The sequence below is a fragment of the Kitasatospora putterlickiae genome, from assembly GCF_039527695.1.
In the GTDB taxonomy this organism is placed as follows: Bacteria; Actinomycetota; Actinomycetes; order Streptomycetales; family Streptomycetaceae; genus Kitasatospora; species Kitasatospora putterlickiae.
Genome location: NZ_BAAAKJ010000386.1, coordinates 6,190 through 10,824, shown reverse-complemented (window position 1 = coordinate 10,824; position 4,635 = coordinate 6,190). Strand labels below are relative to the sequence as shown.

Annotated in this window: 4 protein-coding genes and 1 pseudogene; 2 read left to right on the top strand and 3 right to left on the bottom strand. The window is 70.7% G+C overall.

The features are described 5' to 3' along the window. Nucleotides 1-443: pseudogene (locus tag ABD308_RS33665) on the top strand (hypothetical protein); the annotation flags it as partial. A 46-nt stretch (nt 444-489) separates the two neighbouring features. Here ABD308_RS33665 and ABD308_RS33660 read toward each other — a convergent pair. Next, nucleotides 490-1,218, bottom strand: a complete 729-nt coding sequence (locus tag ABD308_RS33660) for a Tellurium resistance (RefSeq protein WP_344343499.1) — start codon at nt 1,216-1,218, stop codon at nt 490-492. Nucleotides 1,219-1,563: 345 nt separating this feature from the next. Here ABD308_RS33660 and ABD308_RS33655 point away from each other — a divergent pair, with 345 nt between their 5' ends. Beyond that, nucleotides 1,564-2,685 (top strand): DUF2637 domain-containing protein, encoded by a 1,122-nt coding sequence (locus ABD308_RS33655; protein ID WP_344343497.1) that lies wholly within the window; start codon nt 1,564-1,566, stop codon nt 2,683-2,685. An 81-nt stretch (nt 2,686-2,766) separates the two neighbouring features. Here the strand turns inward: ABD308_RS33655 and ABD308_RS33650 are convergent, their stop codons facing one another. Both ABD308_RS33650 and ABD308_RS33645 read right to left on the bottom strand, forming a co-directional pair. Next, on the bottom strand, nt 2,767-3,876 hold the full coding sequence (locus tag ABD308_RS33650; protein ID WP_344343495.1) for a DUF475 domain-containing protein: 1,110 nt from the start codon (nt 3,874-3,876) through the stop codon (nt 2,767-2,769). Nucleotides 3,877-3,930: 54 nt separating this feature from the next. Further along, the gene (locus ABD308_RS33645) at nt 3,931-4,512 is read right to left on the bottom strand and encodes a TerD family protein (protein WP_344343493.1); all 582 of its coding nucleotides are present in this window, start codon (nt 4,510-4,512) and stop codon (nt 3,931-3,933) included. Nucleotides 4,513-4,635 lie beyond the last annotated feature (123 nt).

Genomic DNA, 4,635 nt, shown 5'->3' with positions numbered 1-4,635 from the left:
CCGCCGCCCAGAGCGCCCCGGCGCCGTCCGGCGTCCCGGCCAACACGCCCCCGCCGCCGCCCAACCCGCCCACGGTGCCGCCGAACGTCCCGCCGGCCCCGACCGCGCCGCCGGCCCCCCGGCCCGGGTACGGCTACCCGCCGCCGGACACCGCGCCCCGGCCCTCGCACCAGGGCGGCTACGGCTACCCGCCGCAGGCCCCCCGCCAGGACGGCTACGGCTACCCGCAGCAGCAGCCGGTCCCGGCCCCGGGCTACGGCCACCCGCAGCAGGCCCCTCATGCCCCTCAGACCCCGCAGGCCCCGCAGGCCCCGCAGGCCCCGCAGCAGGGCGGCTACGGCTACCCGCCGCCGAACACCGCGCCCCAGGCGCAGCAGCAGCCGACGCCCCCCGCCGAGGAGTTCGCCCTGCCCCCGCAGGGCCCGCAGTTCCAGCCCCGCTGAGCCCCGGCGACGCCCGAAACCCCCGCCCGGACCGCCGGGCCGGGGCTCACTCCGGCTTGTAGCCGCGCTGCCACTGCATGCCGAAGCCGTACAACCGGTCGATGTCCGCCTGGAACCCGTTCACGTAGCGCACCTCGCGCCGCACCGTGAGCGTGTTGTCCCCGGAGTTCTCGATCAGCACCACCGCGCAGGAGCGCGCCGCCGGGGCCCGTTCCTCCAGCTTGACCTCGATCCGCGGCCCGGACTGCGGCACGATCGTCACCACCGCGTTGGTCTGGTCGAACGCGGGCGTGCCGTCGTAGATGTACACGAACACCAGCAGCCGCTTGAACTGGTCCTTCTTCTCCAGGTTGATGTACATCGTCTCGCCGGACGGCGCACCGTACTGGTCGTCTCCGCTGAGCTTGACGTACGGCGCCTGCTGGAGCGCCCCGAGGAGGCCGCCCAGCGGCTGCACCACGCCCCGCTTGCCGTCCGCCAGCTCGTACATGCAGGCCAGGTCGAGGTCCACGTTGAGCTGCGCGCTCCCGCTGGAGTCCGGCTCCATCGGCCGGAGGATGCGCGGGCTGAAGAGCCGCCGCACGGTGTCCCGGGTGGACGCCCGCGGCGCCCCCGTCCGCATGGTCCAGTGCAGGTTGACGTAGAGGTAGCCGGTGGTCGCCGCCGCACCGGTGATCGCGTGCTGCGGCGACGACTTGGTCAGGGTGACCTTGAACTGGCCGCCCGTGTCGAGGGTGCTCCGTTCCCCGCGCAGGTACTCCCAAACCGAGGCCATGCCGTCCTCCCCCAGCCCCGCCAGTCGGTCTGACGGTCCGCCGCTCCATGATCGGGCATCAATCCGCCCTCCGGGTACCCGGACTCCCCTACCCAGCGGCGCCGCGCGGACACCGCCCGGACACCGCCGGGTCGGCTGGCGGGGCGAAGCCCACCTCCCGTACCATGCGGCCCCTTCGGACGCGATATCGTCTAGCCGCACAGGTGTCCCGCCCGCCCCCTGTCCGGGCGCGCCGGGCCACCCGTTTGACCACGACGCTTCGTCAGGCCCGGTCCCGGGGACGGGCCCTGACCACCGTGTCGCACTGTGACCTGTCCCCTGCGGAAACCCGAGGCCCGACCCGCAATGAACCTGACCTCCATACAGCTGGTCTGGACCGTCATCGGCGGCGCAGCCCTGCTGTTCACCGCCATCCTGGTGGCGACGCTGCGCTTCAAGAACAACAACCGGAAGCAGGACTCCACCGACTCCTGGGAGCGCAGCGAGGAGCGCCGCCGGCGCAAGGAGATGATCTACGGGATCTCCTCCTACGTCCTGCTGTTCTGCTGCGCCGGCGTCGCGGCCGCGCTCTCCTTCCACGGCCTGGTCGGCTTCGGCAAGGAGAACCTCGGCCTGTCGAACGGCTGGGAGTACCTGGTGCCGTTCGGTCTGGACGGCGCGGCGATGTTCTGCTCGGTGCTCGCCGTCCGCGAGGCCAGCCACGGTGACGCGGCGCTCGGCTCGCGCCTGCTGGTCTGGGTGTTCGCGATCGCCTCGGCCTGGTTCAACTGGGTGCACGCCCCGCGCGGCATCTCCCACGACGGTGCCCCGGAGTTCTTCTCCGGCATGTCGATCTCGGCCGCGATCCTCTTCGACCGCGCGCTGAAGCAGACCCGCAAGGCCGCGCTGCGCGAGCAGGGCCTGGTCCCCCGCCCGCTGCCGCAGATCCGCATCGTCCGCTGGCTGCGCGCGCCCCGCGAGACCTACGCCGCCTGGTCGCTGATGCTGCTGGAGAACGTCCGGAGCCTGGACGAGGCGGTCGAGGAGGTGCGCGAGGAGCGCCAGGCGAAGCTGGACGCCAAGATCCGGGCCCGCAGCGCCGACCGCCGCGAGCGCGCCGAGCTGAAGGCCATCTCCCGCCAGTCGGGCGGCATGCTCTCCCGCAACCGCGGCGGCCGCCAGGTGCCCGCCCTCGCCGCCGCCGGAGACGGCCCGAGCGCTACGGAGCCTGCCCTAGCCGCCGGGGCGGACGCTCTCTCCTCCACCGCCGGCGCCTCCGCGCTGGAGCCCGCCGCGCTGAGCCCCCTGGAGACCGGCCGCCGGACCCGCGCCACGGCCTCCACCACCTCCTCCTCGGCCTCCTCGTCCTCGTCGGCCTACCGCAGCGGCTCGGCCATCGACCTGACGCCGGACGACGACACCCTGTCGATGCCCAAGCTGGACTCGCTGGAGCGCAAGCTGCGCGCCATCGAGCAGCAGCTCGGCTGAGCGACCACCCCGTACGACGCCGAACGGCCGTTCCCCACTCGGGAGGAACGGCCGTTCGGCGTCGTGAAGGGTGCGGCGGGGCTACTGGGCGCTGCCCACCAGCGCCTTCTCCCCGTCCCCGTCCCCGCCGCCGGCGCCCTCGCGCCGGTTGCGCAGGATCGACGAGCCGAGGGCGAGGCCGATGAACGCGACGCCGATCAGGCCGGTGACGATCTCCGGGATGTGGTACTCGATGCCGACCATCAGGATCACCGCGAGCGCGCCGATCGCGTAGTGCGCGCCGTGCTCCAGGTAGACGTAGTCGTCCAGGGTGCCCTTGCGGACCAGGAAGACGGTCAGCGAGCGGATGTACATCGCGCCGATGCCCAGGCCCAGGGTGATCTGGAAGATGTCGCTGGAGATCGCGAACGCGCTGACCACGCCGTCGAAGGAGAACGACGCGTCCAGCACCTCCAGGTACATGAAGAGGAAGAACGCGGCCTTGCCGCCGACCTGGACGATCGACTTGCCGGCCTTCTCGGCCGCCTCCTCCTTCTCGGTCTCCGCCTCCAGGCCCGACTCGAAGACCGAGGCGAGGCCGTTGACGCCGAGGTAGGTGACGAGGCCGAGCACACCGGCGAGCAGCACCGTCTCGGCGTGCTCACCCGCGAAGAAGTTGGACGCGAGCAGCAGGGTCACCAGGGCGACGACGGTGGAGAAGGCCTCCAGCTTGCCGACCTTCTCCAGCGGGCGCTCGATCCAGGCCAGCCAGTTGTAGTCCTTCTCCTCGAAGATGAAGTCGAGGAAGATCATCAGCAGGAAGACGCCGCCGAAGGCCGCGATGGCCGGGTTGGCCTCCTCCAGGTACTGGCCGTAGGTGAGGCCCTCGTACGTCTTGTCGCTGTTCAGCGCGAGGTCGATGACCGTCGCCGGGTTGAGGTGCGCGGTGAGGCCGACGACCAGCAGCGGGAAGATCAGCCGCATACCGAACACGGCGATCAGCACGCCGACGGTCAGGAAGATCTTCTGCCAGTACGGGTTCATCCGCTTCAACACCGTGGCATTGACCACCGCGTTGTCGAACGAGAGGGAGATCTCCAGGATGGAGAGAATCAGCACGACGCCGAATCCCTCCGCCCCCCAGAGCAGGCCGGCGGCGATCAGCCCGGTGATGGTGATCGCGAATGACCAGCCGAATGTGCGGAGGAACACGGGACTTGGTTACCTTTCGGGTTCATGACGGGACGATCGTGACGATCGCGGCCTTTACTGTACGTTTACGCCGAAGTCCTGGGCGATGCCGCGCAGGCCCGACGCGTAGCCCTGGCCCACCGCGCGGAACTTCCACTCGCCCGCGTACCGGTACAGTTCGCCGAAGATCATCGCGGTCTCGCTGGACGCGTCCTCGGAGAGGTCGTAGCGGGCGATCTCCTGGCCGTCGACCGAGTTGACCACCCGGATGTACGCGTTGCGGACCTGGCCGAAGTTCTGCGACCGGTTCTCGGCGTCGTAGATGGACACCGGGAAGACGACCTTGTCGACCTGCGCCGGCACCAGGTCCAGGTTGACCAGGACCACCTCGTCGTCGCCGTCGCCGTCGCCGTCACCGGTGAGGTTGTCACCGGTGTGCTCGACCGAGCCCTCGGGGCTCTTGAGGTTGTTGTAGAAGACGAAGTACTCGTCGCCCAGCACCCGGCTGTTCGCGCAGAGCAGGGCGCTCGCGTCGAGGTCGAAGGGCGCGCCGGTCGTGGACCGGGCGTCCCAGCCGAGACCGATCTGCACCTGCGTCAGGTTCGGCGCGGCCTTCGTGAGCGAGACGTTGCCGCCCTTGGCGAGCGTGACACTCATGGGCTTTCCTTCCTCCGTTGCCTCCCGGGGCGCATCTCAGGTCTATTCCCCCGCGACCCCGGCCGGCCCCTTCCGGCCGGCTGAACTTTCCTGAACTCCCATCCTTCCAGTGCGGCCGGAACG

Coding starts and splice junctions, on each gene's coding strand:
- ABD308_RS33660 (WP_344343499.1), bottom strand. CDS start 1,218: ATGGCCTCGGTTTGGGAGTACCTGCGCGGGGAACGGAGCACCCTCGAC.
- ABD308_RS33655 (WP_344343497.1), top strand. CDS start 1,564: ATGAACCTGACCTCCATACAGCTGGTCTGGACCGTCATCGGCGGCGCA.
- ABD308_RS33645 (WP_344343493.1), bottom strand. CDS start 4,512: ATGAGTGTCACGCTCGCCAAGGGCGGCAACGTCTCGCTCACGAAGGCC.